24 protein-coding genes are annotated in these 25,535 nt (G+C 52.8%); 2 read left to right on the top strand and 22 right to left on the bottom strand.

Annotation, left to right across the window (positions count from 1 at the left end; genetic code table 11):
* Positions 1 to 96: 96 nt before the first annotated feature.
* Positions 97 to 588 (top strand): HMA2 domain-containing protein, encoded by a 492-nt coding sequence (locus tag DWX75_RS00320; RefSeq protein ID WP_118013786.1) that lies wholly within the window; start codon positions 97 to 99, stop codon positions 586 to 588.
* Positions 589 to 702: 114 nt separating this feature from the next.
* Here the strand turns inward: DWX75_RS00320 and DWX75_RS00315 are convergent, their stop codons facing one another.
* The 19 genes from DWX75_RS00315 to DWX75_RS00225 all read right to left on the bottom strand — a co-directional run bounded on the left by DWX75_RS00315 (position 703) and on the right by DWX75_RS00225 (position 21,864).
* Positions 703 to 1,071, bottom strand: a complete 369-nt coding sequence (locus tag DWX75_RS00315; RefSeq protein ID WP_118013784.1) for a VOC family protein — start codon at positions 1,069 to 1,071, stop codon at positions 703 to 705.
* A 25-nt stretch (positions 1,072 to 1,096) separates the two neighbouring features.
* On the bottom strand, positions 1,097 to 1,699 hold the full coding sequence (locus tag DWX75_RS00310) for a lactate utilization protein (protein WP_118013782.1): 603 nt from the start codon (positions 1,697 to 1,699) through the stop codon (positions 1,097 to 1,099).
* Between the two features lie 190 nt (positions 1,700 to 1,889).
* Positions 1,890 to 2,669, bottom strand: coding sequence for a response regulator (locus DWX75_RS00305; RefSeq protein ID WP_233519410.1), 780 nt, complete (start codon positions 2,667 to 2,669; stop codon positions 1,890 to 1,892).
* Positions 2,656 to 4,371 carry a sensor histidine kinase gene (locus tag DWX75_RS00300; RefSeq protein WP_118013780.1) on the bottom strand — a complete coding sequence of 572 codons (1,716 nt, stop codon included), beginning with the start codon at positions 4,369 to 4,371 and terminating at the stop codon, positions 2,656 to 2,658. Before DWX75_RS00300 ends, DWX75_RS00305 begins: the two co-directional genes overlap by 14 nt.
* 29 nt (positions 4,372 to 4,400) lie before the next feature.
* Positions 4,401 to 6,065, bottom strand: a complete 1,665-nt coding sequence (locus tag DWX75_RS00295; protein ID WP_118013778.1) for an iron ABC transporter permease — start codon at positions 6,063 to 6,065, stop codon at positions 4,401 to 4,403.
* The gene (locus DWX75_RS00290) at positions 6,046 to 7,155 is read right to left on the bottom strand and encodes an ABC transporter ATP-binding protein (RefSeq protein WP_118013776.1); all 1,110 of its coding nucleotides are present in this window, start codon (positions 7,153 to 7,155) and stop codon (positions 6,046 to 6,048) included. Before DWX75_RS00290 ends, DWX75_RS00295 begins: the two co-directional genes overlap by 20 nt.
* A gap of 109 nt (positions 7,156 to 7,264) precedes the next feature.
* The gene (locus tag DWX75_RS00285) at positions 7,265 to 8,317 is read right to left on the bottom strand and encodes an extracellular solute-binding protein (RefSeq protein ID WP_118013774.1); all 1,053 of its coding nucleotides are present in this window, start codon (positions 8,315 to 8,317) and stop codon (positions 7,265 to 7,267) included.
* A 319-nt stretch (positions 8,318 to 8,636) separates the two neighbouring features.
* A complete protein-coding gene (locus DWX75_RS00280; protein ID WP_118013772.1) occupies positions 8,637 to 9,611 on the bottom strand; it encodes an NADH:flavin oxidoreductase in 975 nt (324 codons plus the stop codon).
* A 30-nt stretch (positions 9,612 to 9,641) separates the two neighbouring features.
* Positions 9,642 to 10,184: a flavodoxin family protein gene (locus DWX75_RS00275; protein ID WP_118013770.1), complete on the bottom strand. Its 543-nt coding sequence runs from the start codon at positions 10,182 to 10,184 to the stop codon at positions 9,642 to 9,644.
* A gap of 49 nt (positions 10,185 to 10,233) precedes the next feature.
* Entirely contained in the window at positions 10,234 to 11,112 is an 879-nt protein-coding gene (locus tag DWX75_RS00270; RefSeq protein WP_118013768.1) for a radical SAM protein, read from the bottom strand.
* A 68-nt stretch (positions 11,113 to 11,180) separates the two neighbouring features.
* Positions 11,181 to 12,065 (bottom strand): radical SAM protein, encoded by an 885-nt coding sequence (locus DWX75_RS00265; protein ID WP_118013766.1) that lies wholly within the window; start codon positions 12,063 to 12,065, stop codon positions 11,181 to 11,183.
* Positions 12,066 to 12,166: 101 nt separating this feature from the next.
* The gene (locus DWX75_RS00260; protein WP_118013764.1) at positions 12,167 to 12,481 is read right to left on the bottom strand and encodes a helix-turn-helix transcriptional regulator; all 315 of its coding nucleotides are present in this window, start codon (positions 12,479 to 12,481) and stop codon (positions 12,167 to 12,169) included.
* Positions 12,482 to 12,600: 119 nt separating this feature from the next.
* The gene (locus DWX75_RS00255) at positions 12,601 to 13,335 is read right to left on the bottom strand and encodes a phosphatase (RefSeq protein WP_118013762.1); all 735 of its coding nucleotides are present in this window, start codon (positions 13,333 to 13,335) and stop codon (positions 12,601 to 12,603) included.
* Between the two features lie 96 nt (positions 13,336 to 13,431).
* Positions 13,432 to 14,967, bottom strand: a complete 1,536-nt coding sequence (guaA, locus tag DWX75_RS00250; RefSeq protein WP_118014013.1) for a glutamine-hydrolyzing GMP synthase — start codon at positions 14,965 to 14,967, stop codon at positions 13,432 to 13,434.
* A 195-nt stretch (positions 14,968 to 15,162) separates the two neighbouring features.
* Positions 15,163 to 15,636 carry a DUF805 domain-containing protein gene (locus DWX75_RS00245; RefSeq protein WP_158558738.1) on the bottom strand — a complete coding sequence of 158 codons (474 nt, stop codon included), beginning with the start codon at positions 15,634 to 15,636 and terminating at the stop codon, positions 15,163 to 15,165.
* A gap of 19 nt (positions 15,637 to 15,655) precedes the next feature.
* Entirely contained in the window at positions 15,656 to 16,174 is a 519-nt protein-coding gene (locus tag DWX75_RS00240; RefSeq protein WP_369974322.1) for a regulatory protein RecX, read from the bottom strand.
* Between the two features lie 47 nt (positions 16,175 to 16,221).
* Positions 16,222 to 17,325, bottom strand: coding sequence for a recombinase RecA (gene recA / locus DWX75_RS00235; RefSeq protein ID WP_118013756.1), 1,104 nt, complete (start codon positions 17,323 to 17,325; stop codon positions 16,222 to 16,224).
* A gap of 123 nt (positions 17,326 to 17,448) precedes the next feature.
* The gene (locus tag DWX75_RS00230; protein WP_118013754.1) at positions 17,449 to 20,640 is read right to left on the bottom strand and encodes an efflux RND transporter permease subunit; all 3,192 of its coding nucleotides are present in this window, start codon (positions 20,638 to 20,640) and stop codon (positions 17,449 to 17,451) included.
* A 12-nt stretch (positions 20,641 to 20,652) separates the two neighbouring features.
* Positions 20,653 to 21,864, bottom strand: coding sequence for an efflux RND transporter periplasmic adaptor subunit (locus DWX75_RS00225; RefSeq protein ID WP_118013752.1), 1,212 nt, complete (start codon positions 21,862 to 21,864; stop codon positions 20,653 to 20,655).
* Positions 21,865 to 22,120: 256 nt separating this feature from the next.
* Between DWX75_RS00225 and DWX75_RS00220 the strand changes: the two genes are divergently transcribed.
* A complete protein-coding gene (locus DWX75_RS00220; RefSeq protein WP_158558737.1) occupies positions 22,121 to 22,564 on the top strand; it encodes a MarR family winged helix-turn-helix transcriptional regulator in 444 nt (147 codons plus the stop codon).
* Positions 22,565 to 22,636: 72 nt separating this feature from the next.
* Here DWX75_RS00220 and DWX75_RS00215 read toward each other — a convergent pair whose 3' ends face one another.
* The 3 genes from DWX75_RS00215 to fabF all read right to left on the bottom strand — a co-directional run bounded on the left by DWX75_RS00215 (position 22,637) and on the right by fabF (position 25,502).
* Positions 22,637 to 23,446: an MBL fold metallo-hydrolase gene (locus DWX75_RS00215; RefSeq protein ID WP_118014011.1), complete on the bottom strand. Its 810-nt coding sequence runs from the start codon at positions 23,444 to 23,446 to the stop codon at positions 22,637 to 22,639.
* Positions 23,447 to 23,522: 76 nt separating this feature from the next.
* A complete protein-coding gene (gene rnc, locus DWX75_RS00210) occupies positions 23,523 to 24,251 on the bottom strand; it encodes a ribonuclease III (RefSeq protein WP_118013748.1) in 729 nt (242 codons plus the stop codon).
* Positions 24,252 to 24,257: 6 nt separating this feature from the next.
* Positions 24,258 to 25,502, bottom strand: coding sequence for a beta-ketoacyl-ACP synthase II (gene fabF, locus DWX75_RS00205; protein WP_118013745.1), 1,245 nt, complete (start codon positions 25,500 to 25,502; stop codon positions 24,258 to 24,260).
* Positions 25,503 to 25,535 lie beyond the last annotated feature (33 nt).

Below are 25,535 nucleotides of genomic sequence, written 5' to 3'. Positions count from 1 at the left end.
CCTTCCTATTCTCTCACAAATTCCGGCAGATGAAAAGATCTTAAGAGGATTTTTCCTCATGATGTTGAATATATTTATCAAAAAGGGGGATTTTCCATGAACGCACAAGCCATCAAACAGTTTCCATTCGGCGTGCCTCTGACGCTCAGCGGCGTGGCTACCGTCGCCACGATGTTTGCCAATAAACGCCTGCATGTTGCCTGCGGCGTCGTCTGGGGTGTGCTTTCCATCCTGCATGCCATCCAGCACCGCGGAAAAATAAAGGCAGATATGTCACGTTTCTGCCATGCGGCCGAACATGCAGCCGGCAAAGCCGAAGTGACGACACTCGGCGCTCTGCTCGCCGGCACGGATATCGCGAGTTTCATACCGGGCCGCGTGCGCGTTTACACCCTCGCGCTGGCCGACAATGAAAAACTGGCGCAGCAGCTGACCGATTATATCAAGACGTTCACAGGCGTGACGGATGCTTCGGCCAATCTTGTAACCGGCAGCATGCTCATCACCTATGAACCCGAGGAACTGCGCAAAAATCCGCATCTTAAGCATCTGGAAACTTACATCGCCGAACATGCCAAAATCAAATAAACAGCAGCTTCCGGCACAAAAAATACCGCAGCACATAAAATCATGCGCTGCGGTATTTTTTATGATTGCTGTCCAGCAAAATACATTCAGACAGGACTGGCCGGATAACGGACGTCACATATCGGCAGGCAGGATTTCAATCCAGTAACCGTCTGGATCGTTGATGAAATAAATGCCCATATCCTTGTTTTCAAAGCAGATGCAGCCCATCTCTTTATGTTTTCGGTAAGCAGCCTCAAAATCATCGGCCCGGACAGCGAGATGGAATTCATTCTCGCCGAGATTATACGGCTCCTTGCGGTCATGCAGCCACGTAAGTTCCAGCTCATGCGGAGTCTGCCCGCCGTCCGTGAGATACGCGAGCGTAAAGCCCGGACCCTCAAACTTGCGGGCCGGCTTGAAGCCGAGAGCCTCTTCGTAGAACTTGAGGCTTTTTTCAAGGTCGAGTACATTGAAGTTATTATGTGCAAACTTGAATTTCATGGTGATTTCCTTCCTTTTATCTTGATCAATAGCCGAGCGGTTCACGGATCAGCACGAGTTCACAGGCAGCAACGGCAGACGGCCGTTCCCAGATGACATTGAGACTGCGGCAGATGCGTTCAGGACTCTTGCAGTCGTAGCAGTGATCCGCCTTTACGGCACACGGTGTCTTTTTATGCAGGCGTCTTGCATTAAGCGGCGCGGCAATATTGCGTGCGCGGTGAATCGCTGCATGCAGATCCGGTGCGATTTTATTCTCACCCACGACGAAATACACTTTTTCATGTTTTGTCTGCGTGGCAGCCACGCGGTTGCCGCCACCGTCAATATTGACGAGTTCTCCGGTCTCTGCCACACCATTGAGCGAAGAAAGATAAATATCGGCTGTATACGCGCGTTTTTTCGCTTCATCCGCTGTCATGTCCTGACGCCAGTGCCAGAATACTTCGTTATTGGCCTTGAGTTTTTCATACAGCCCCATGGTTTCCAATGTCATCGAACCGCCAAAACCCACGCTTTTGCCCTGGATTTCCCGGACCAGATAGTCAGCCGCTTCCTCTTTTGTTTGAAATACCGCCAGCTTGATGCCGCGCCATTTCAGATTTTTTTCCAATACGGCAAGATCCATACTCCCGCCCCCTGTCACAAGATAGATACAAACACATGCATGCTTTATAGTTTCAGTATAGCAGATTCGTCATCAGGAGCAAGTACGTACTTTTTTATCCTCTGCTTTCTTATGGGGAACCAGTAAAATAACAATCGAACCGACTGCATTAGCAATCGGCTCGATTGTTCATTTGTGTTATTTTTCAAGACTACATGCGCTCCAGAAACTTTTTGGGAGAACAGCCCATATATTTTTTAAAAACAGAAATAAAATATTTATAATCGGAAAATCCTACTTGTTCAGCGATTTCATATACTTTCAAATCCTTTTGACACAACTGTTTGACAGCCTGACCAATGCGGTAACGATTCAAAAAATCATGAAACGTATAATGCATTTCCTGTTTAAATTTCGTATGAAGATATACACTCGATACGCCCAGATCCTGACTAAACTGCTGCATGGACAACTTACTTGCATATTGCTTTTGAATGGTCTGCAGCATGGCTTTGACGCAGGGATTTTTCGGTTCTGGTATATCCTGCAATATATTTTCAAAAGAAAATGAATTATTTTTCAGCTCTGTGCTGTTTCCCTTCCGATATTGACGCCGTTCGTGTATCTTTTCCTTGACGCGTTCCAGAGCCTGATGAAGATCAGAAAAATCTACCGGTTTTAAGAGATATTCCGTAACATCCAAGGAAATTGCCCGCTTGGCATAGTCAAATTCATCGTATCCGGAAATAATGATTGTTTCATAGGGAACTGAACGCGTCTTTTCCAGCATGGACAAACCGTCCATAAACGGCATCCTAACGTCTGTAATGACAATGTCCGGAGCAAGTTCAGAAATCTTGGTAATACCTTCTTCCCCGTCTCCTGCTTCACCGACCACTACACACCCTTCCCGGCTCCAATCAACAATATACATTAATCCCCGGCGAATGATTTCCTCATCTTCAACAAGCAGGACTTTATACATCGACATCGATATCCACCTTCTTCCTTACAGGCAATCTCATAACGACCCTTACACCGTTCGTATCGCCTTCAATCGTCAGGCCATAAGCGTCTCCGAACAGGACTCGCAGCATACGATGCACATTGTAAAGACCAATATGCTCTGGCGATGCATGGTCTTTTTTCAGTAAGGCTTGAACCTCGGCCAGTCGTTCCAACGTCATGCCTGTACCATCGTCTTCAACCAGCAGAATCATATCGTCATTTTGCTGCCAGCCCTTTAAGGAAATATGAATATAACGCGCCCGCTCCAGACCGTGGACAATACTGTTTTCCACCACAGGCTGAAGCAGAAGCTTTGGCACCTCGCAGGCAAGAAGTTCTTCCGGAATCTGCACGGTATAAGATAAGCGCGAGCCCAATCTCATTTTCTGCAACATCAAGTAATCTTTGATATATTGAAGATCAATACGCAAAGGCACCAAGCCCTCATCGCGGTGAATGCTGTAACGCATCAGACGCGCAAAAGATACGGCCAGTTCAGACGCCCGCTGCGGGTTGAAAAGGATTTCATATCGCAGGGCTTCGAGAACATTGAAGGCAAAATGCGGGTTGAGCTGGCCCTCCAGCTGGCGGACTTCCATGAGACGCTTGCGCTCCGCTAATTCGGCATTGCTCTGCATGAGCCTGTTAATCTCCTGCACCATATGATTGAGTTCTTCATAAAGAATCTGGAATTCCTGCAGTCCGGATCGGGTCTCCAGCTGATAGCCAAGATTGCCGGAACGGATTTCACGTACAGCCGCCAGAAGTTCCTCTACCGGGCGCAAGACTTGATTCGTAAGCTTGCCAACCGCAAAATACAAGAGGACGAAGGCCGCTAATCCGGCCAGGGCCACGAACAGCAGCACAGCTTGAATCAAGACCTGGCGATGCGGCACAGAAGTAAGAGCCATCACATGCAGCTTGCCTTTTTCATCGTCAGCCCGGCTTGCATAATAAGCACGGCCCTCAACATTGATCTCGCCAGCAGCTGTTGCAGGGACACGCATTTTGCCGAGCGGATCAACAAAAGCAGGATTAGTTGAATAAATCACGTGATCAAACGCGTCATAAATAATCATATGCTCGGCCGTCCACTGATCCGTCAGAACGCGGAAACCATCCTGACGCAGAAAAAAGACCAGATAACCGGCAATATGGCCATCCACAAAAACAGAGCGGAAAAATGCATACCCCGTTTGCTGGCCATGCTGGAACGGCAGGTCAACGGCCGCTGACAGCAGGGAATCAGAAGGACGTTCTGTCTTATGCAAAATGGTTATAAAGTCTTCATTTTTTAAGGCAAATTCGACATTATCCTGATAAAGACTTGAAACCAGCGGCTTGCCATCCGCCGTAAGCAGCAGGAAATCCTCTCGCATCATACTGCTCTGCGAAAATGCGTACAATCTCTCACTGATGGCAGTCTTATTCATATGGCCTTGCAAGGCCTGTATAATCAAGGGATCTTTGGCAAAATCATCGAGCCCGTTCTGGCAGCGGGAAAGTTCTGATTCAATCTGCTGTTCAGCAAAAATTCCAGCCGATTTTGTTTCTGCCTCAAAATAAACATGATAGAAGTAAACAATAAATACCTGGAACAGCAGGAGCAGGAAAACGATAAGCATAGCCGCTTCTTTCGTGAAAACCTTCTGCAGATAAGCACGAAATGTACTTGGCTCTCGCATGATACTATCTCCTTTCCTGCTGCCAGCACTCAGATGCTGATATCCCTCCGGCCGGTCAGTTTAAAGAATATCAGCAGCGAAATAATAGATGTTAAGGTCAAAATCGTCGCATATGCCGAAGCATTGCCATAATTACCGCGAATAACCTCGGTATAAATGGAAACCGTCAATGTCTGATTAGCTGTCGTATAGAGAATAATTGAGGAACTCAGCTCACTGATGATGGTTACCCAGCTCATAATCGCCCCAGCCAATACACCCGGCATCATCATGGGCAGTGTGATCTTGCGAAAAGTAGTGAAATCCGAAGCTCCGAGAGAAATCGCCGCTTCCTCAATGCTCGGGCTGATCTGCCCCAAGGCTGTGACACTCGAACGGACTGTGTATGGCATACGGCGAATAGCAAAGGCAATGATCATAATCAATGCCGTGCCGCTCAAAACAATAGGCGGACTGTTAAACGCAAAGAGGAAGGAAATACCCAGGACAGAGCCGGGAACGATAAACGGAAACATCGTTAAAGTATCGAGAATGTTATTGATGACATTTTTCTTGCGTACGCTCAGATATGCGATCAAGACACCGAGAACCAGAACGATGGCAATTGCCACGATACCGAGATAATACGTGTTCCATATTACGGTATTATCCTTGGCAAACAGCGTAGCTTCATAACTCTGAAGCGCATAGCCGCCCGTAAATACCTGGCCGCCATTACTGGCAAGAAATGAAGTGTAAATGACAACAGCCTGTGGCAAGACAGCAAGACCTGTTACAAGATACACAATACCATGAGCCAGGAAATTTCGCAAACCGGTTGCTTTTTCCTGGATAATCGGCTTAAGTGCCGTCATCGTGTATGTATTGCGATTGGCAAGATAACGCTGCGCAAAAAACATCATAACTGTCAGGACAATCATAATAACACAGATAGCCGCCGCAAAACCATCATCACCGCCTACCTCTCCCATAAAGGAAGTGTAAACGAGTACTGGCATTGTTTTGAAGCCTTCACCAATAAGCATCGGCGTACCGAAATCGGCAAACACGCGCATAAATACCAGCATGGAACTTGCAAGGAGGGTAGGCAGTACCAGCGGCACCAGAATCCGGCGCATACGGTCAAAACGAGAGCAGCCAAGGCTTTCTGCTGCTTCATTCAAAGAATTGTCAAAGTTTTTCAAAGCGCCGGAAACAAAAATATAAATCAAAGGGAAGGACTGCAGAGTAAAGACCAGCACAATACCTGCAAAACCATAAACGCCGTCAAATGTTGTATGCAGGAGTTCATTGAAGAAATTCGTGACCACGCCGCTGCGCCCCAGCAGCTGAATCCAGGCATAGGCGCCGATAAAAGGCGGAGACAGATAGGAAATAACGATGAGAATGTTAAGAAAACTGCTGCCGCGTATCTTGATGCTGCGCATCAGATAGGCCATGGGCAGTCCAAGCATCGCAGCGAACAATGTGGAAACCACAGTCACTTCCATGCTGTGTACCATTGTTTCCCAATAAAACCGTTTCGTGAAGAATCGCGTAAAATACTCCAGTGTGATGGAACCGGAGGCAGGATCCATAATACTCTTATAGAGAACTAATACCAGAGGATACAGCACAAACAGTGCAAAAAAGGCAAAAATCCAGAAACTCAGGACATTCCAGAGAGTCAAGGTTTTATTCTTTCTTTCCATCATCTTCACCTTCTATCATTGATTCCTGACTCTGAGCGTGAAAAACATTGATGCGGTCCGCCTTCATCTGCAATGTGACCGCAGTACCATCGGGAAGATGTCTCCCTTCCCCCTGATACTGAATGACTTCAAGATCATGCCCTTTATCCGTTTTCATAAAATAATGGGTGGCAATACCCAGAAAGACACTGCTGACGACGATAGCCGGAATACCGGGCTGCTCGGAAGGCATAATGTCAAATTCTTCTGGACGTACGGATACAATTACATCTTCTTCCGATGAGTCTTTGCGCACTGTGTGAATGGGCAGACGCCAGCCATCCTGAAAAATCAGATCAAAAGATTTTTCACCACGTGCCAGTTTTGCCTGCAGAAAATTGGAAAGACCGATAAAACCGGCGACAAATACATTAGCCGGTCGTTTATAAATATGCTGCGGCGTGCCAATCTGCTGAATGACACCATTATTCATGACAGCAATACGATCCGATACAGCCAGAGCTTCCTCCTGATCATGCGTGACATAAACAGTCGTAATGTGAATCTGACGCTGAATATTCTTGATTGCATTGCGCATCTCCACGCGCAGCTTCGCGTCAAGATTTGAAAGCGGTTCATCCATCAGCAGGACTTCCGGCTGAATCACGATGGCCCGCGCCAGAGCGACGCGCTGTTGCTGGCCGCCAGACAGTTCGGTTGGCATGCGATTCTGCAGATGGTCAATCTTGACCACCTGCAGGATCTTCTCTACCTTCGGCCAGATTTCTTTCTCAGGCACTTTGCGCATGCGCAGGCCAAACGCAACATTATCCTTTACTGACATATGCGGGAATATCGCATAGTTTTGGAAGACCATGCCCATATTGCGGTGATCCGTCGGCACCTCGTTGATCCGCTTGCCATTTAAGCGGATTTCTCCTTCCTCAATGGAATTAAAACCAATGATCATGCGCAGAAGCGTCGTTTTGCCGCAGCCAGAAGGCCCCAGCAGTGTAAAAAATTCGCCCGGCAGGATCTTTGCGGACAAACCTTTGACAACTGTATTATCTCCATAACGCTTGACGACATGGTCAATATCAATGGATACACTCATTTTTCTTACCTCCGAAAAAAAGCGGCAGGATCTGCGCTGCTTCTGCACGCTGTATCCTGCCGCAAAAACTGCTGCGTTGTACCGGATAAACGAATAAGTGAGGAATGTTTCAGCGATTGTCCTCAAGATGCTTGTTCCAGAGCGACACAATATCTGGTTTGTGGTCCGAAACCCAGCCTTCATCATAATTCGGGAATAAATGGATCTGATCCATCGGTGTCATATAAGAAGCCAAAGTTATATTTTTCCGCAGGGGACGAACTGTAAGCTCCTTGCCTGCCATTTCCTGGATTTTCTGTGAAATCATGTAGTCTACGAATTTCTTGGCATTTTCAGGATGCTTGCATCCTTTGATGATCTGTACAGACTCACCCGGGAAAATTGCCCCTTCCTGCGGGAAAACGACTTTAACCGGCGCACTGTTTCTCACGTATGTCGCAGCCGGATCTTCCCAGGTCAGGCCCACCGTGTATTCTCCATCGGCTACTCCTTTGTGAACCGCACCAGAACTATTAAGCATCTTGCCATCGAGATTCTTGATGAATTTATCAACATAGGCCCATGCTTCCGGGGACATCGGATCGCCATCCTTGCCTTTGGCATAAAGCATGGCCATCAGGGACTGGAAAGCAGAACTGGAGTTTGCCGGATCGCCGAAGGCAATCTTTCCTTTAAGATCCGGATTCAGCAAATCATCAAATGTCGCAATTTTCGTATCTCCTGCCAGATTTGTATTGACAATAAGAACCGTAGGATCCGCAAAAGCCGGTGTGAAATAGCCTGTCTTATTACGGAAAGCATCCATCATGTTCTCATCTTCAGAAGAGACATATTCCATAAACAAATCTTTCTGTGATTCCAGCATGGTCTGGTCAGCAGCCCAGAGAACATCTCCCTGCGGATTTCCTTTTTCCGAAGAAACGCGCTTGATCAGCGGTCCCGTACCGGCTACGACAACATTAACCTTGATGCCAGTGTCTTTTTCAAAATTTGGGATCACCAGATTATTGAGACTTTCACTGCGCGCCGTATACACGGTCAAAACATTTTCTTCACCACTCGATGATGAGGCACTCTGCTTGCTGCTGCCACCACAGCCGGCAACGGATACAGCAGTAACCGCGGCCAGAAGAAGCATCATCCATTTCTTTTTCATCCGCATTTTTTTCGCTCCTTTCCAATGACCTGGCAAAAATATTTCCGTTCTCCTGCACTAAATCTGCCAGGCAGCTTGTGGATATCTGTTAATTCTATTGTATCAGATCACAAATTTTTGTCTATCCGATAAAAGTTAAAAGATATCCAATATTCTTAATTTTTGTCAAAATAAAAAATCCTTTACGCACGCTTCCTGAAAAACCGAAAGTAAGGATTTTGTAACAGACAGTAAAAAAACGCACCAGATAAAAATATCCGCCGCATCGATTTCTGAGGAGAAGGAAACCGATACGGCGGATATTTCAGCACTTATATTTTATTTTTCAGGCATCCACGCCCCAGGCGGGATTGCGCAGCATGGCACGGCCGACGCCGATGAGGTCTGCCGCTTTTCTCTGCAGCAGCTCTTCCGCCTGCTGAGGCGTCCGCACGCCGCCCGTCAGAATGACAGGCAGGCTGGTCGCTGCCTTGACGGCCGTTGTCATATCGGCAAACCAGCCGGCTTCGCTATGACCCGGACGCGTATATATATGAAGACCGCCAGAAAGATCCAGCAGGTCGATATCAAGAGAGGAAAGAATTTTCGCTGCTCTGACCGCATCTTCGATCGTACTGCCGCTCTCCATGTAATCGCAGCCGCCGAGCCGGACGGCAACGGGAAAATCAGCACCAACGGCCCGGCGTACAGCTGCAATCGTTTCCGTCAGGAAACGCAGCCGGGTTTCGATATTCTGTGGACCGTAAGCATCGGTGCGGTAATTGGTCAGAGGTGAATAAAACTGATTCAGGAGATAGCCATGTGCGGCATGGATTTCCACGCCGTCATAGCCAGCTTCTTTTACACGGCGTGCGGCAGCAGCAAACTTTTCTTCAAGCTGCAGAATTTCTTCTGCTGGCAAGGCCCGGCTGGTGCCGCTGCCCGTCGAAAGCGCACTGGCTGATACCATTTTTTCGCCCGTGATATACGAGGATGTATTGATGCCGGCATGATTGATCTGCGCAAAAAAGCGAAGCTCTGGATTGACGGCACGCACAGCAGCCGTCAGTTTCTGCTGATACGGAATCACCTTGTCACTGGCAAAAGACAGCTGATACGGATTGGCCTTGCCCTGCATGTCAATATAATGATGTTCGGTAAAAAGCAGCCCGGCAAGCGGATTGCCGGCCATTTTCTGATAATGCGCGATGGTTGCGCGGCCCGGCAGATCATGTTCCGAGCTTTGTGTAGCCATTGGCGGAATGACCAGCCGGCTTTTGAGCTGCAGACGGCCATGTACCAAAGGCTTTTGTAAGATCATTTCTGTCACTTCCTTCATATTTTACACGTTTTATACGCTCCTGCCCATTTCTTCCGCCTGCTGAAGTTCGGGATGCCCGGCGATCGTGCCATCCGACGTCGTGCCGCCGGCAAAGATCGTGCCTTTGAGCTTTGCCTGATGGAATACCTTGAGCCAGCCCTGCAGCCCGCCGATGGCATGCTCCGGTGTATCCGGTGACGTCGCCTCAGCAGCTGTGAGCAGGTAAACCTCGCGGAATTTATAATCCGCAGTGTACAGGCAGTTTGTCCGGTCCAGCAGGGTTTTCATCTGCCCCGACATTTCATAGTAATAGATCGGCGTGGCGAAAACGACGACGTCTGCCGTGCGGATTTTCTGCACAACGGTTTCGACATCATCGTGATTGACCACACAGCTTTTCGTGCGCAAGCAGCCCCAGCAGCCAACACAGAAACCGATTTTTTTACCAGCCAGAGGAATAAATTCCACCCGATTGCCAGCTTCTGCCGCTCCTTTCGCAAAAGCCTCAGCCAGCGCATTGGAATTTCCATGTATCCTGGGACTGGTACCTATGATCAGAACATTTTTTCCCATGAAATATCACCTTCTGTTTTCAGCAGCCATTCCGGCCGGTCACCGTATGTTAAATAGCATTGAGTGAATCGCGCATATCGCGCAGTCCTTGTTCGCCATATCGCTGATAAACGGCATCGAGACGGTCGATCATATCCTGCTTCTGTTCCGGAATCCGGCCGTAGATGGACGTGATGATTGAAGCATTCGTCGCATCAATGAGCGTCGGATTCTTGAGATCCTTGAGGAATTCCTTGAGTTCAAGAATGCGCTCGCCTTCCGTGGCTTCCTCGAAATCACCAGAACGCACATTCTGCATGAGCGGCGTATCGGGGAAAATCGTGAGACCGGCGATAATGATGCGGTCCGGATGAATCTGATTGAAAACCTCTGCCGTCTTTTTCGCATGATCAAGGCCATAACCTCTGCCGCCGAGGCCGCTGAGGAAGATGACTTCGAACGGCAGATCTGCCTTGTCGAGCTTCGAAAGCTGCGGCACGATTTCATCGGCATGGTAGCCTTTGTTCATATAAGTCAGAACATGCTCGTCGCCAGATTCCACACCAAAGACGATGCCCGCATAGCCGAGTTCCCTGAGCTGACGGAGCTGCTCAACGGTTTTATTTTTGAGGCTGTTGACGCGGCCATAACCGCCGATCGTCTGGACAAACGGCAGATATTCATGAATGAGTTCGGCAATCCGCTTGAGCCGGTCAAAACTCAGCAGGAAAGGATCCGCGCCCTGCAGCCAGATGCGCGGGAACGGGATGCCATAGCTTGCAAGTTCCTGCAGGTCTTCAATGATTTCATGTTCCGGCGAAACACCAAACGGTGCATCTTTATAATAGGTACAGAAGCGGCAGGCGTTGTGGCTGCAGCCGCTCGTGACCTGCAAATAAGCACTCCGTGCCTCATAGGGCGGACGGACAACATTACTGGCAAAATGCATGATAAATCTCTCCCATTGATATGATATGTTATCGTAACGTAATTTCTGCTGCAGGCTTTTTCCAGCGGTCAGACCGACTGCATGCTGTGGCGCCAGCGGTGCAGGGCCTGCTCCGTCTTTTCATCAAAGCGGTCGATAACCTTATCGAGTTCTCTGAGAATCTGCTCTTTTTCCTGCGGCAGAGTGACCTCAAAGCGGACCGTACTCGTCGACGTGCCCGAATTGATCGTGATAGGAATCTGCAGCTCAGCGATGAGCGTGCGGATTTCTTCGAGGCGTTCCTTTTCGGAAGCTTCCGTCCACTCGCCGGCCATCATCTGCTGGTAAAGCTTCGTGCCCGGCAGTACAGCGACATTTGTCAGCATCATATAATACGGATGAATCTGATTGAAAATTTTCGCTGACTTCTTCGCACTCTCGACAAGCTTGCCCTTGCCGGCCAGGCCGCCGAGATAAATCATGCGGTACGTGATGCCGGCTTCATCCATCTTTTTGCCAGCATCAAGGATATCTTGGGCCGTATAGCCCTTGTTGACAAAAGCCAGCACCTCATCATCGCCCGTCTCGATGCCGATCATGATCTCGTCGAGGCCGTGTTCCTTGATCCGTTTGATGTCCTCGACGGATTTCTGTCTGAAGTCAGAAATCGTGGCATAGGTTGAAATACGAGCATCAGGATAATACTTTTTCATGAGGTCCCAGACTTCAATCTGCTTGTTCGTGGAAAGAACAAACGGATTGCCGCCCGAAGCCCAGATATTTTTTGCATCCGGCCATTCGCGCTTTGCTTCCTGCAGGTCGGCCTCAATCTGCTCGAGCGGTGCGACCATGAACGGCGTATCCTTGTAGAAATTACAGAACGTGCAGGCGTTATGCGAGCAGCCGGCCGTTACTTCAATGAAAAGGCTGTCGGCGTCCGTCTGCGGTCTGATGATTGGTCCATGAAAATGCATGATGATGATCTCCTTTATATTTACAATTCGCTGATTATAGATATGTAATCTCCAAGAAAATGGCAGGCGAACCTGCCGTTTTTTGCTTTGACATAAAACTGTTATAATTCGGTGCGGATGAATTCTGCAAGCTTCTGAATCGTCTCTTCGTTGCGCCGGTAGTAGGTCCACTTGCCGCAGCGCTTGGATTCCAGAAGATTCGCCCGCTGCAGCATATCCAGATAACTGGATATCGTCGACTGAGAAACTCCTGCCTTGTCACAGATGGATCCTACACAGGCACAGTTTTCAAATGTCTCCCCTTCCGGTATGTGGATTCCCTGCGGAGGAAAATATTTTTCCGGATCCTTCAGCCATTTCAGGATGTTCAGCCGCGTCTCATTCGCGAGTGCTTTGAAGATGTTTATTTCGTTCATGCTTTTATTATATCTATTTTTATCGATATGTCAATATGTTTTTTTAGAAATATAAAAAAATCTCTCCCCGGTCTTGCATCAATTGCCGAAAGAGAGATTTTATCAATCCTATTTAGAAATCAGGGCGCCTCATAATGCGGTTTAAGAGGCGGCAAAAAGGAAAACAGCCGCGAACGTTCCGCATTGAGTACCAGGGAAAAATCAAAAGAAAATTGCTCCAGCAAATCCGCAGCCAGGGACTGGTCGCCCACAGCACTCGGGTCATGCGCATCGGAATCCACGACGACCATGACGCGGTACTGCTGGCAGAGGGCGAGCATCTGCCGGTAATTTTCGACGCAGTTGAGGCGCTTGTCCGGTTTGCGCAGGGAACTGTTGTTGACTTCGAGAGCCACATGATAATCCCGGGCAGCTTTGACAAGTGCCTCATAATCCAATGGTGTGTGATCATCATCGGGATGCGAGACGATATAAATATGCGGATTTTGCATGCAGGAAATGAGGTTTTCCGTATTTTTGGCGCGTCCGGCATCTTCATAGCACTGGCAGTGAATGCCGGCAATGGCATAGTCGAGCCGCTCGAGATAATGCTCAGAAAGCGAAAGCGTTCCGTCATTGAGGACATTGACCTCCGAGCCATGAAGGACCTCCACGCCGTACAGGTAACGCGGCACAGCCTTGAGATTGCCGTAATAAAAGGGGTCCACAGTTCCCGGAATCCCTGGTGCATGTTCTGTGATGCCAAGGACCTCCAGATTTTTTTCTGCTGCGGCCTGTGCCATCTCGCGGATCGTGCCATAGGCATGGCCGCTGACTAACGTATGTGTATGTAAATCAGCAATAAATTTTCCCATTTTTTTCACCTCTGCAAACAAAAATAGTACTGCCCGTTTCCGTTTCCGAAAGCAGGCAGCACTATTTACCAGCCCGGCTTCAGATGAAGCAGGCTCTTATTCAAATTCAATCGTAGCCGGCGGCTTGCCCGTGCAGTCATAAAGCACGCGGTTGACGCCTTTGACTTCGTTGACAATGCGGCTCGTCGTCTTCTGCAGGACTTCCCACGGAAGCTGCGCACTCTCGGCCGTCATGAAATCGCTCGTCATGACAGCACGCAAGGCAATGGCGTAATCATACGTACGGCCATCACCCATGACGCCGACACTGCGCATATTCGTCAAAGCGGCAAAATACTGGCCCAGCCCCTTGACGCCGGCTTTGGCCACTTCCTCGCGGTAAATCGCATCGGCTTCCTGAACGATCTTGACTTTCTCAGCCGTAACTTCGCCGATGATGCGGATGCCGAGGCCCGGGCCCGGGAACGGCTGACGGTTGACAAGGTATTCCGGCAGGCCGAGTTCACGGCCGGCAGCGCGGACCTCATCCTTAAAGAGCAGGCGCAGCGGCTCGACGATCTCTTTGAAATCGACAAAATCCGGCAGGCCGCCGACATTATGATGGCTCTTGATCACAGCCGATTTGCCGAGGCCGCTTTCGATGACATCCGGATAAATCGTGCCCTGTACGAGGAAATCCACGGCGCCGATCTTCTTGGCCTCTTCCTCAAAGACGCGGATGAACTCCTCGCCGATGATCTTGCGCTTCTTCTCCGGCTCCGTCACGCCCTTGAGCTTCTCGTAGAAACGGTCCTTGGCATTGACGCGGATGAAGTTGAGGTCATACGGACCCTCAGGGCCGAAGACCGACTCCACCTGGTCGCCCTCATCCTTGCGCAGCAGGCCGTGGTCGACGAAGACACACGTCAGCTGCTTGCCGATGGCTTTCGAGAGCAGGACAGCGGCCACGGAAGAATCGACACCGCCGGACAGGGCACAGAGTGCCTTGCCCGTGCCGATTTTTGCCTTGAGTTCTGCAATCGTCGTCTTGACGAACGAATCCATCTTCCAGTCGCCCTTGCAGGCGCAGACGCTGTAGACGAAGTTATGGAGCATTTCCTTGCCCTGCTCCGTGTGCATGACTTCCGGATGGAACTGCGTGGCATAGAGACGGCGTTTCTCATTCTCCATTGCAGCGACCGGGCAGACTGGCGTGAAAGCCGTGACCGTGAACCCTTCAGGAGCCTCGGCGATGTAGTCCGTATGGCTCATCCAGCAGATGCTCTTTTCCCGGACACCCGCGAAGAGCTTCGAGCTCTTGCCAGCCGCATTGAGCGTGACCTCCGTCTTGCCGTACTCGCTCGTCGGCGCCGTCTCGACCTTGCCGCCCAGAAGATGGGCCATGAGCTGCGAGCCGTAGCAGATGCCGAGCACCGGGATGCCGAGCTCGAAGAGTTCCGGGCTGCACGTCACGGCGTCTTCCGTGTAAACACTGTTCGGACCGCCCGTCAGGATGATGCCCTTTGGGGCCATCTCGCGGATTTTCTCGATGGACAGCGACTGCGGATGGACTTCGCAGTAAACATGGTTTTCACGCACGCGGCGCGCGATGAGCTGATTGTACTGGCCACCGAAGTCCAGCACGAGAATCATTTCATTTGCAGGCTTGCTCAATTTTGTTCCTCCCAATCAAAAAACCTTATCTTTTTCCAAATTATATCATAGCCGCGAAAAAAAAGAAACGCCTCCTGTGCCGCGCGGCACATCTCAGCGTCGCGTCCGCTCCAACGAACGGCATAGAAAAGCGCCGCCGGACATCCCGGCAGCGCCATGTATCGTGTATATCATTCAATGTCCCAGCGGGTCCTCGCCATACGGATTGGGTCCGCGGTTGCCGCGGATCATCATCAGGCAGACCACGAGCAGCATCATGAAGAGATTGATGCCCTGCACGAGCTCGGCCTCCATGCTGTCCTGCGGCAGGCCCGCAATAGCACGGAAGAAGAACGGCTGCAGGATGCCGACCACGAGATAGAATACGGCCAGCGGCCTGCCGAAACCGATGTCGTGCAGGCGGCGCGCGACGAGCGTGTAAATGGAGATGACCTCGATGATCGAAACGATCGTCGTCGCGGCCTCGGCAGCCGTCTGACTGCCGAATCCCTTGAAAAACAGGGAATACAGGAGCAGCGCCACAATGGTTGAAACGATGATGACCCCGAAGAGCCGCATGATGAAGGGTTTGCGGTTCAACCGCCCCTCACAGCTGAAGAATTTCTCGCGCAGCGCCTGCGCATCCAAGTAACTATTCGCGATTTTCAAACCAAATCCCTCTTTCCATTCATGCATCTTCGTGGGAATCCATCAGATAGGCCTCCACCGCCGCGCGGCTGGCGCGGACATCGAAGCCCTTGCGGAACAGGCTGGCCATGAGCTTCTGCCGGTCCTCGGTGCGGGATTTCAGTGCCAGCACGCGCAGAGCCGCGGCCTTTTCGCGCGCGTACGTATCGCGCGGCACGCAGCTCTTCACGAGTTCCCGGTCAAAGCCGCGCTGCACGAGCTTCAGGCAGATCTGCCGCACGGAGCTCCGGCTCTCCTCGTAGAGGAACTGGAACTGGCGTGCGCAGGCATCTGCATCGTTAATGTAGTGGCGTTCCTTGAGCCGCTCGATGGCAGCCTGGATATCCGCCTCTGCGTAGCCCTTGCGCAAAAGCTTTTCGCGCAGCTTTTGCTCACTCTGCTCCTGGCGCGCGAGGATATCGACGGCCGCTACGAGCGCCGTCTTCTGCGGGCGCCCTGACCGCTTACCGTCCTCTGACTCTGCGCGGCGCGAGCGCCGCGTGCGCCGGCTTTTCCCCATCTCCGGTTCCTGCCTGGAAGACGAGCCCGCATGATAGCTGCGGTACATCATGCTTCGTCATCCGCGCCTGCATGCTCTTCCTGTTCCTGCAGGACTTCCGCTTCCGCCTGCTTCAGGGAGTCGCCGGCTTCTGGATTGTCAAGCAGCTTCGCGCGGATCTTCTCCTCGATTTCTGCACATACCTCCGGCTGTTCACGCAGCGACTGCTTGGCGTTCTCCTTGCCCTGACCGAGGCGCGTACCCTCGTACGAGAACCAGGCGCCGCTCTTGTCGACAATGTCGAGGTCAACGCCCATATCGATGATGCTCGAAAGCTTCGAGACGCCTTCACCGTACATGATGTCGAACTCTGCCGTGCGGAACGGCGGCGCGACCTTGTTCTTGACGACCTTGATGCGCGTGCGGTTGCCAATGACATCCTGTCCCTGCTTGATTGTATCGATCTTGCGGACATCGAGGCGCACGGACGAATAGAATTTCAGTGCGCGGCCGCCCGTCGTCGTCTCAGGGTTGCCGAACATGACGCCCACCTTCTCGCGGATCTGGTTGATGAAGATCGCGACCGTGCGGGACTTGGCGATGATACCCGTGAGCTTGCGCATGGCCTGGCTCATGAGGCGGGCCTGCAGGCCAACGTGGCTGTCGCCCATATCGCCTTCGATCTCGGCCTTCGGCACGAGTGCAGCGACCGAGTCGACGACGATGATGTCGATGGCACCGCTGCGCACGAGCGCATCGACAATGTCAAGCGCCTGTTCGCCCGTATCCGGCTGCGAGATCAGGAGATCGTCAATATTGACACCGAGCTTGGCGGCATAGACCGGGTCGAGTGCATGCTCGGCATCGATGAAGGCCGCGATGCCGCCATTCTTCTGTGCTTCGGCAATCATGTGCAGCGTGACCGTCGTCTTACCGGAAGATTCCGGGCCATAGACCTCGATGATGCGGCCGCGCGGCACACCGCCCACGCCGAGTGCAATATCGAGCGGCAGGATCCCCGTCGGGATGACCTCGATGTCCATGTTGGCCTTGGCATCGCCGAGACGCATGATCGAGCCCTTGCCGAAATCCTTCTCGATTTTCTTCAAGGCATTCTCCAGGGCTTCCTGGCGGCTGTTTAAATCTTTCTTTTCCGTTTTATCTGCTGCCAATCGTATCGCTCCTTTCACGAACTGTAATCAGCTGAGTATATCCATTATAACAATGAACAGCCTTCCTGACAAGGAAGGCTGTTCCAGAGGACCGTCATGCCAGCGGCATGAACGGGATGGTTCTTACATATAATCGGCCGTGGATTTCTTGCGCTCCTGCTTGACGAGGCCAAGCTTGGCGGCAATCCACTCCATGGCGACGAAGAAGACGGGAATCAGGAAGATACCCATGGCCGTCGCAAAGAGCATACCGCCGACGACGGCGACACCCATGCCGTTACGCGCGGCTGCACCGGCGCCCGTGGCAACAGCCAGCGGGATACAGCCGATGATGAAGGCGAACGAAGTCATGAGGATTGGACGCAGTCGGAGTCCGGCAGCCTCAAGTGCTGCCTTCACAGGCTCCATGCCGCGGTCAACACGGACCTTCGCGAACTCGACGATCAGGATGGCGTTCTTGGCAGCCAGACCGATGATCGCGATGATACCGATCTGCATGTAAACACTGTCCTGAAGGCCGGCGTTCTGATGACCGAACATCGCTTCAAGAATGGAAAGACCATACTCCGAAACGAGGGCACCGAAGATACCCGTCGGCACCGTTAAGAGGACGGCAAACGGGACACTCCAGCTCTCGTAGAGGGCTGCGAGGCAGAGGAAGACGAAGACGAGCGAGAGCACGAGGACCTGCAGCGTCGAGCTCGAGGCCTTGGCCTCCTCACGGCTCTGGCCGGACCACTCGATGTTAAAGCCCGTGCCGGCATTCTGCTGGACGACTTCCTTGATGGCATTCATGGCCTGGCCAGAGGAATAGCCGTTGCCCGTCTGGCCCGTGATCTGAATGGAACGCGTGCCGTTGAAGCGGGAAATCGTCGACGGGCCCGACGTGAGTCTTGGTTTCAGCAGCGTATCGAGCGGTACCATCGTGCCCGAGTTCGACTTGACAAAAATGAACTTCATCGCATCGGTCGAACTGCGATAATCATTGTCTGCCTGCAGCATGACCTTGTAGCTGCGGCCGAAGCGGTTGAAGTCATTAACCTGATAGCCGCCGTAGTTGACCTGCATGGCTGTGAATACATCGGAAAGCGTGATGCCGAGGTTCTTGACCTTCTCACGGTCAACCTCGTACTGGACGACCGGCGAGCCTGCCGAATACGTCGAACGCACGCCGGCGAGTTCCGGACGCTGGTTGGCCGCAGCGACAATCTTCTTCGTGATGTCGTTGAGTTCCGTCTCGCTGTGGCCCGTCATATCCTGCAGCTGGAGGGTCCAGCCGCCCGTCATGCCGAGGCCCGGCAGAGCCGGCGGATTCATGGCGATGACCGTGGCCTCCGGCGCGACCTTGGCGCCAATGCCAAAGGCCGTGCGCACAGCAGCATCAATGGATTCATCCGCATTCTCACGCTGTGACCAGTCTTTCATGCCGACAACAATCATGCCGGCACTCGACGAGGAACCACCAGAAAGCGGCGAGAAGCCCGTGATGGCCATCGTACTGTCGAGGCCCTTGATGCTGCCCATCAGCGCCGTATTGAGGCGGTCGATGACCTCCTGCGTGCGGTTGGCTGAGGTGCCATCCGGCATCTCAACAGCGGCAAACATATAGCCCTGGTCTTCGTTTGGCACAAAGGTGGATGGCAATTTCTGGAAAATGATGCCCGCGCAGCCTGCCACGATCAGCAGGAAAATCAGCGCCAGGCGTGTATGGCGAATGAATTTGGCCACGACACCAACGTATCCGCGTTTCATGCGTTCAAACCAGTTGTTGAACTTGACGAAGAAACGTCCGAGAACACCTTCATCGTCTTTTTCCGTATGCTTCTTGAGCATCATCGCACAGAGTGCCGGCGTCAGCGTCAGGGCCACGAAGGCCGAAAGGCAGACGGACACGGCGATGGTCAGGGCAAACTGCTTGTAGAGAACGCCTGTCATGCCGCCGAGGAACGCGACCGGCACGAAGACGGCCGAGAGGACGACGGCAATGGCGATGACCGGGCCCTGGACCTCGTCCATGGCGCGTTCCGTCGCATCAACCGGCATCAAGCCCTCCTCCATGTGCTTCTCGACGTTCTCGATGACGACGATGGCATCGTCGACGACGAGGCCGATGGCAAGAACCATGGCAAAGAGCGTCAGTGTGTTGATCGTGAAGTCGAGCACAATGAAGGCACCGAGCGTACCGACCAGGGAAACCGGGACGGCGAGCAGCGGGATGATCGTAGCGCGCCAGTTCTGCAGGAAGATGAAGATGACGAAGACGACGAGCAGCAGTGCTTCGAAGAATGTCATGAGGACTTCTTCAATCGATGTACTGATGTAGTTCGTCGAATCAAAGATTGTCGACATCTCCATGCCTGGCGGCAAAGTTCCCTTTGCTTCATCAAAGACCTTGCGGACTTCGCTGATGGTCTTCATGGCATTGGCATCACTTGTCAGATTGATACCGAAACCAACGGCCGGATAGCCTTTGAATTTCGAAATGATGGCTTCTGACTGCGAACCGGTTTCTATTTTCGCGACATCCTTGAGGCGGACAAACTGTCCATCACCATTCGACTTGATGATGACATTGCCGAATTCTTCCGGCGTCGTCAGACGGCCTTCAATCTTGCCGGACATCTGCTTTTCCTGCCCGTTGTTGACTGGCATGGCGCCGACCGTACCGGCCGGGGCCTGGACATTCTGCTCCTTGATGGCTGCCGTGACATCCGCCACGGTCAGACCGAGTTCCGCGAGGCGGTCCGGGTTGAGCCAAACGCGCATCGCATAGTCGGAACCAAAGACCTGGACATTACCGACACCATCGATGCGCTTAAGTTTATCGAGAAGGTAAATCGTCGCGTAGTTCTTCATGAACGCACGGTCATACATGCCGTCCGGCGAATAGAAGGCCATCATGTAGGCCATATCATTTGTCGATTTCTTGGTCGTCAGGCCGACCTGCTGGACCTCGGAAGGCAGCTGACTCGTCGCCGAAGCAACATTGTTCTGCACCTTGACAGAGTCCATATCGCCGTCCGTGCCGACGGTAAAGGTAACGGACAGGCTGTAGCGGCCCGTATCATCGGAGCTCGAGGACATGTAATCCATGCCCTGCGTGCCATTGACCTGATCCTCGACAATCTGCGCGACCGTCTGGTTGACGACCGAGGCACTGGCGCCCGTATACGTCGTGCTGACGCTGACCGTTGGCGGCGAGATCTGCGGGTACTGCGCGATTGGCAGCTGCGTGGCCGCAATGGAACCGGCGATGACGATGATCAGCGAGATGACGATGGCGAATATCGGGCGGTGAATAAAGAATTTAGACACGATGCCGCCTCCTTAGTTACTGCTGCTGTCGCTGTTCGTCATCGTATCGTACGGCGTCGTATCTTCATCGAAGGAGAATCCCATCTCCTCCGGTGTTACCATCGTGACGGCAAGCTCCTTGCCCTCGGTCAGGCTCGAAAGACCTTCGACCACGACCTTATCGCTGGCGGACAAACCGCTCTTGACGACATAGTAGCTGCCAATCTGCTGGCCGAGTTCGATGCTGCGTGCCTCCGATTTGCCGTCCTCGCCGACGACCATGACAAACGTCTTGTCGAGCAGCTGCTGCACGGCGCGCTGCGGCACGAGGATGGCATTCGGAATCGTCTCGCCCGTGAGTTTAACACGGGCAAACATTCCCGGCAGCAGCAGGCCGTTCGGATTCGGGAACAGGGCCTTGATGGTCAGTGTACCCGTGTTCTGTGCGAGGGCACGGTCTGCCTGCACGATGCGTCCGTCGAGCGGATACGTCGTGCCATCCGAGAGTTTGACGGAGACGTTAATCGCGTCGCCGGAACCGCTCTGCATGACCTGGATATTGCGGAATTTGAGATACTCCGCTTCCGAAATGCTGAACTGGACGAAAACGGGATCCACCGTACCGATGGTCACGAGATTCGTGTTGCCGGCCGTGGCAAAGGTACCGACAGCGACATCATCGACGGAAACCTGGCCGGACATCGGTGCATAGACAACCGTATCATCGAGGTCCTGCTGGGCCTTCTGTACGAGTGCCTGATTGGCGGCGGCTGCGGCGGCATAGGCGTTGACGTTCGCCTGCTGCGTCGTCACCGTCTGCTCCGAGATGGCATCAGCGGCCAGGAGGGACTGATCGCGGTAGAGATCGGTCTCGGCATTCGAGAGCGTTGCCTGCGACTGCGCGAGATTGGCCTGAGCCTGGAGCACGGCCGACTCGTACTGGCGGGAATCGAGGCGATAGAGCGGCTGTCCGGCATCGACATGATCGCCGCCGTGGAAATACTTCTCGACAATCTTGCCCGATACCTTGGACTGAACCTTTACCTCGTCCTTGCCGACGACCTGGCCAGCATACTCGCTGGAAATCGGTGCATCGGTCTGCAGGACCTGCATGGCCTTGACCTGGGTGGCCTTGGACTGTGCGGCCTGCTGACTGCCGCCGCAGCCGGCAATGAACACCGGTGAGGTGGCGAGTGCCGCCGCCAGCAGCAGGGCCTTGAGTTTTTTGTTTTTCGTAAAAAACAAACAGATGACCTCCTTTTCTGATATTGGAACGAGGTCCGGTCACCCGTCGCCTGCATTCCGTTGCGGTTATTTCCCATCTGTCTTGTTCTAGAATAGTAAATAAATGTTTACTATCGATAGAATCTATAGTATATTATATTTGAACAAAAGTCAATATTCGACCAGTGATATCCTGTATTTCACTGACTTTTTTATGGTAAATGATAAAGATAAAAAAGAGATAAAAGAAACAGATCATGAGGGAGAGTTATTTACTATGGAAGAGAAAGAAAAGCAGCCCCATTCGTTATTGTCCAGGCGTTTTACGGAAATGGTGCTCCTGATCCACAATTACTTTTACCGGCAGGGACAGATTCCCATACCGCTCAATCAGTTCTGCGTGCTCGTCATGCTGCAGAGCCGCGATACAGCCTGCATCTCCGAGCTCTGCTCCACGCTGCATCTGTCCAAGCAGCAGATGACGACGATCGTCGAAAAACTCACGACGATCGGCTATATCGAACGTCACAGCGACCCCGACGACCGCCGGCGCAGCCTGCTGAGCATCACGACGTCCGGTCGGCAGCTGCTCGAGTTACAGGATGACTGCGTGCGCGAACGCTTCGACCAGCGTCTCGCACGGCTGTCTCCGCAGCAGATAGATGCACTCGACACCAGCATGCAGATCCTCAATGAATCCGTTGAAAAAATGTTTTCCTGAAAAAGCCGCCCTTCGTGGCGGCTTTTCATCAGAAAAGGGACTGCTTTGCCTTGCAGTCCCTTTTCTGATGCCTCAGGCAAGCGGAATCACATCGAGATCATCCGGCACAAAGACATTGCCGTGATAATATTCCCTTGACTCCGCCGTGTAAGCCTGTTTGCGCGTATCAATGCTCTTGTCTTCCGTATGATAGAGCACGAGATTCTTGACGCCGAGTTCCTCTGCCAGCTCGCTGGCTTCCTTTACCGTACTGTGATTCTTCTCATACGGCTTGAATTTGTCGCGGTCGCCGTACTTGCAGAATGCCTCGGCGAGCAGCCAGTCTGCCCCCTCCGCATACTGCCTGTCGTGTTCGTTATACGGCTCGTCGCCGAGGCACGTGAAGCGCATGCCGTCCTTGAAGCGCAGCTCGTAGCCGAACTGCTTGGCTTTCGTTGAAAGGATATCGAAGGCCGTGAGCGTCACATCCTCGAAGGTGACCGTCTCCCCATCCGTGACTTCATGCAGGAAGATGCTCGTGCCGACACGCGCGAAATCCTTCTTCTTGAGCGTCATCTTTGTCATCGTCAGCAGCATGTCCATGACGACGTCGTGGCAGTAGATGTGGAATTCTCCCTGATACTTGCCCTTGTTCATGAGGTCTGCCACTTTGCGCATGACCCAAATGACGCCGAGCACATGGTCTGTGTGACCATGCGTCACGAACATGTGATGACACTTCTGGTAGTCAAAGCCCGCCAGTTCCAGCTGGCGCAGGATGCCGTTGCCGCCGCCAGCGTCCGTCAGGAACAGGCCGCCATTATCCAGTTCCAGATAAAAGCACGTATTATAGCATTTCGTCACCATGGCATTGCCCGTACCGAGCATCGTAAGTTTTCGCATGAAATCGCCCTCCATTCTGGCTAACTCTTTTTATTATAAAACAAGGTGCTGACACTTGTCAGCACCTTGCCGGATTTCATTTTGTATACTTCTTCGCTTCCAGCCGCTCGAGCGCCATGCGCGCTGCATGCTGCTCGGCCTCCTTCTTGCTGCGGCCGGTGCCCTCGCCCATGACCTTGCCGGTCACGACGACCTCGAAGGTGAAGGACTTGTCGTGGTCCGGGCCCGCCTCGCGCACGAGGCGGTAGACGATGCTCTGCCCTTCCCGGCGGAAGACACGCTCCTGCAGGATGGTCTTGTAGTCCTTGAGGATGGCACCCCGCTCCGCCTTCTGGAATTCCCCCCGGAGCTGGCGCACGACGTAATCTTTGGCGGCAGCCCAGCCCTGGTCAAGGTAGACCGCACCGATGACAGCCTCGAAGACATCCTCGAGATTCGTCTGGCGCGTGCGGCCGCCGCCCATCTCCTCGCCGTGTCCCAGCAGCAGATAATCGCCGAGCCCCAGCCCCGCAGCCAGACCGGCGAGCGTCGTCGAACAGACAATGCTCGCCCGCGTGCGCGTGAGCTCGCCTTCCGGCATCTCGGGGAAATGCTCATAAAGATAAGTGCTGGAGGCAAGCTCCAGCACAGCATCCCCGAGAAACTCGAGGCGTTCATTATGGGCGGTGTTCCGTTTGGATTCATTCGCATAAGAGGTATGCGTCAGTGCCTGATCCAGGAGCCCGAGGTCACGGAACGTGACCCCGAGGCGCTCAGAGAGCGTCAGGAGTTCCTGGCGGCGGCTTTCCTTCCGAACAGTTCCCATGGCGAATTACTCCGCGTATTTCTTCATGACGATGCAGGCATTGTGGCCGCCAAAGCCGAAGTTGTTGGAGATGGCTGCGCGTACCTTCTTCGCCTTGGCCTTGTTCGGGACGTAATCGAGGTCGAGGCCCTCATCTGGCGTCTCGTAGTTGATCGTCGGCGGCAGCATGTCGTTCTCAACAGCCAGAGCCGTGGCAATGGCTTCGACACCACCAGCAGCGCCGAGCAGATGACCCGTCATTGACTTGATCGAGGAAACGGAGACATCCTTGGCGGCCTCGCCCCATACCGACTTGATAGCCATCGTCTCACCCTCATCGTTGAGGTGCGTGGACGTGCCGTGTGCGTTGATATAATCGACTTCATCCGCCTTGAGGCCGGCATCATCGAGTGCGAGCTGCATGCATTTTGCCTGGTACTCGCCGCCCGGAGCCGGGCTCGTGACATGGTATGCATCGGAGTTGGCGCCGTAGCCGACGAGCTCCGCATAGATATGCGCGCCGCGTGCCTTGGCATGCTCGAGGCTCTCGAGGATGACGAGACCGGCACCTTCGCCCATGACGAAGCCGCTGCGGTTCTTGTCGAACGGACGCGATGCATGCTCTGGATCATCGTTGTGATCCATGCAGAGTGCCTTCATGGCAGCAAAGCCGGCGACAGCAGCCTCGCTGATGGCAGCTTCCGTGCCGCCTGCGACCATGACGTCCGCCTTGCCTTCCTGGATGACGCGGAAGGCATCACCGATGCAGTTCGTGCCCGTTGCGCAGGCCGTGACGATGCAGGAGGAAGGACCATGGAGCTTGTACGTGATGGCAACCTGGCCGGCGGCAAGATTCGCGATCATCATCGGGATGAAGAACGGCGAGATGCGGCTCGGTCCCTTGTCGAAAAGCTTCTTGTACTGGGCATGCATCGTCTCGATGCCGCCGATGCCGGCACCGATGTACGTGCCGATGCGGTCACGGTTCTCATTCTCGAGGTCGAGCTTGGCATCGTCGATCGCGAGCTTGGCTGCAGCTACAGCAAACTGGGCATAACGATCCATACGCTTTGCTTCTTTTTTGTCGATATAAGCGGTAGGATCAAAATCCTTGACTTCACCGGCAATCTGGGCATGATATTCCGATGCATCGAAGCGGGTGATCTTGCCGATACCATTCTTGCCTTCCATGAGGCCCTGCCAGAATGCGTCCTTACCAGTACCGATTGGGGTGATGGCGCCAAGGCCTGTGATTACTACACGATTACTCAAAACAAATACTCCTCTCAAAATCCGTTCCTGATG

This window comes from Mitsuokella sp. AF21-1AC (assembly GCF_003458855.1).
GTDB lineage: Bacteria > Bacillota > Negativicutes > Selenomonadales > Selenomonadaceae > Mitsuokella.
The sequence above is the reverse complement of the archived record's forward strand: the minus strand, read 5'-3'. Positions and strand labels throughout refer to the sequence as shown.

Bases quoted from the DNA above. Each gene is read 5' to 3' on its own strand.
- DWX75_RS00285 (WP_118013774.1), bottom strand. From the start codon at position 8,317: ATGCGGATGAAAAAGAAATGGATGATGCTTCTTCTGGCCGCGGTTACT.
- DWX75_RS00300 (WP_118013780.1), bottom strand. From the start codon at position 4,371: ATGCGAGAGCCAAGTACATTTCGTGCTTATCTGCAGAAGGTTTTCACG.
- DWX75_RS00260 (WP_118013764.1), bottom strand. From the start codon at position 12,481: ATGAACGAAATAAACATCTTCAAAGCACTCGCGAATGAGACGCGGCTG.
- DWX75_RS00270 (WP_118013768.1), bottom strand. From the start codon at position 11,112: ATGCATTTTGCCAGTAATGTTGTCCGTCCGCCCTATGAGGCACGGAGT.
- DWX75_RS00220 (WP_158558737.1), top strand. From the start codon at position 22,121: ATGGAAGAGAAAGAAAAGCAGCCCCATTCGTTATTGTCCAGGCGTTTT.
- DWX75_RS00280 (WP_118013772.1), bottom strand. From the start codon at position 9,611: ATGATCTTACAAAAGCCTTTGGTACATGGCCGTCTGCAGCTCAAAAGC.
- DWX75_RS00315 (WP_118013784.1), bottom strand. From the start codon at position 1,071: ATGAAATTCAAGTTTGCACATAATAACTTCAATGTACTCGACCTTGAA.
- DWX75_RS00215 (WP_118014011.1), bottom strand. From the start codon at position 23,446: ATGCGAAAACTTACGATGCTCGGTACGGGCAATGCCATGGTGACGAAA.
- DWX75_RS00305 (WP_233519410.1), bottom strand. From the start codon at position 2,669: ATGTCGATGTATAAAGTCCTGCTTGTTGAAGATGAGGAAATCATTCGC.
- DWX75_RS00275 (WP_118013770.1), bottom strand. From the start codon at position 10,184: ATGGGAAAAAATGTTCTGATCATAGGTACCAGTCCCAGGATACATGGA.
- DWX75_RS00265 (WP_118013766.1), bottom strand. From the start codon at position 12,065: ATGCATTTTCATGGACCAATCATCAGACCGCAGACGGACGCCGACAGC.
- DWX75_RS00295 (WP_118013778.1), bottom strand. From the start codon at position 6,065: ATGATGGAAAGAAAGAATAAAACCTTGACTCTCTGGAATGTCCTGAGT.
- DWX75_RS00290 (WP_118013776.1), bottom strand. From the start codon at position 7,155: ATGAGTGTATCCATTGATATTGACCATGTCGTCAAGCGTTATGGAGAT.
- DWX75_RS00240 (WP_369974322.1), bottom strand. From the start codon at position 16,174: ATGGGGAAAAGCCGGCGCACGCGGCGCTCGCGCCGCGCAGAGTCAGAG.
- DWX75_RS00310 (WP_118013782.1), bottom strand. From the start codon at position 1,699: ATGGATCTTGCCGTATTGGAAAAAAATCTGAAATGGCGCGGCATCAAG.
- DWX75_RS00255 (WP_118013762.1), bottom strand. From the start codon at position 13,335: ATGGGAAAATTTATTGCTGATTTACATACACATACGTTAGTCAGCGGC.
- guaA (WP_118014013.1), bottom strand. From the start codon at position 14,967: ATGATTCTCGTGCTGGACTTCGGTGGCCAGTACAATCAGCTCATCGCG.
- rnc (WP_118013748.1), bottom strand. From the start codon at position 24,251: ATGGGAACTGTTCGGAAGGAAAGCCGCCGCCAGGAACTCCTGACGCTC.
- DWX75_RS00320 (WP_118013786.1), top strand. From the start codon at position 97: ATGAACGCACAAGCCATCAAACAGTTTCCATTCGGCGTGCCTCTGACG.